The organism is Agrobacterium sp. K11 (assembly GCF_059429395.1).
Genome location: NZ_JCAHRB010000041.1, coordinates 1 through 1,317, shown reverse-complemented (window position 1 = coordinate 1,317; position 1,317 = coordinate 1). Strand labels below are relative to the sequence as shown.

Here is a 1,317-nt window from a genome sequence, read left to right as displayed (position 1 = left end):
TGGAGTTGCCCCTTAAAAACCGGACAGGATCAGGTTTCTGTTTGACGGTTTAAGAACTCACGAGGCGAGCAATAGCCCAAGGCCTTGTGCGGGTGAAGGGTATTGTAGTGTTCGAACCATGAGGGCAGTTGCGCGATAACGGTCATGGCGTCCGGCAAGGGGTTCACCGAGACGTAATCACGCTTGAAGGTTTTGACGAAGGCTTCGGCCATTCCGTTGGACTGGGGGCTGCGAACGGGCGTTGAACACGGCTCCATGCCGATATCGATGAGCAGCGATTTGGTTTCCTTTGCGATGAAGCAGGAGCCGTTGTCCGTCAGCCACTCGATTGGCTTTGGAAGGGTGTTGACGAGGCCGAAGCGGTTCTCAACAGCCGTGATGACAAGGTCCTGGACGTCCTCGCTCTTGATGCCCTCGGTTGTCGCGACATGGGCGATGGCCTCGCGATCACAGCAATCGAGAGCGAAGGCAACGCGCACCTTCTCCTTGTTGTCGCAGCCGATTTCGAAGCCGTCTGAACACCAACGCAGATTGGATTGCTCGACAGCGACGCAGCCATTGTGGCGACGGGTGTCGATTGCACCGGTGTGGCGCTGAAGAAGCATGCCGTGAACCTTCATCACCCGGTAGACGCGTTTGGCATTTGGCCATGGACGGTTTTCGCTGCAGGCTTTACGGCGCAGGATCGCGTGAACCCGGCGATATCCGTAGGTCGGCATGTCATCGATGATCGTCTTGATCGCATCCACCAGTTCCTGATCAGCGAGCGGCGGCCGCCCTCGGGCTCTGGAAGGACGTTGCTTCACACGTGCCGATATGTTGGAGCGGGCGACACCCAAGGTCTCGCACACCGCCGTCATCGCGAACCGTCCTTCGGCAACGAGAGCGAGCGCAACAGGTGTTTTTTTGACCCTGATGCTATCTCAAGAGCTTCTTTGAGGATTTCGCCTTCCATCGTCTTTTTGCCGAGGAGGCGCTGCAGCTCTTTCACCTGGTTCTGAAGCGCCCTGTATTCGGATGCAGGGACGACCTCTTCCTGCGATGCGGTGGCCGTTAGCGCCCCCTGCGTTGCCAGCTTGCGCCACGCGAACAACTGGTTCGGCTGAATGCCATGCCGTCGAGCAACGATGCTGACCGTGACGTCAGGCTCGTAGGTCTCCTGGACTATTGCGAGCTTCTCCGCTGTCGACCAGCGACGGCGGCGCTCAGGGCCGGACAGCACTTCTATCTTAGGTATGTGACTGGTCATAATGGGCACTTTACTCCTAACACTTAACAAGTGGGAGATCGTGTCCGGGGATTTAGGGGGCCACTACA

Annotated in this window: 1 protein-coding gene; it reads right to left on the bottom strand. The window is 57.8% G+C overall.

Going from position 1 to position 1,317, the window contains the following annotated elements; all coding sequences use genetic code 11:
- Positions 1-29: 29 nt before the first annotated feature.
- A protein-coding gene (locus AC5SEO_RS26840; RefSeq protein WP_112155509.1) for an IS3 family transposase occupies positions 30-1,249 on the bottom strand; the annotation gives its coding sequence in 2 pieces (ribosomal slippage) (positions 30-910 and positions 910-1,249; 1,221 coding nt in all).
- Positions 1,250-1,317 lie beyond the last annotated feature (68 nt).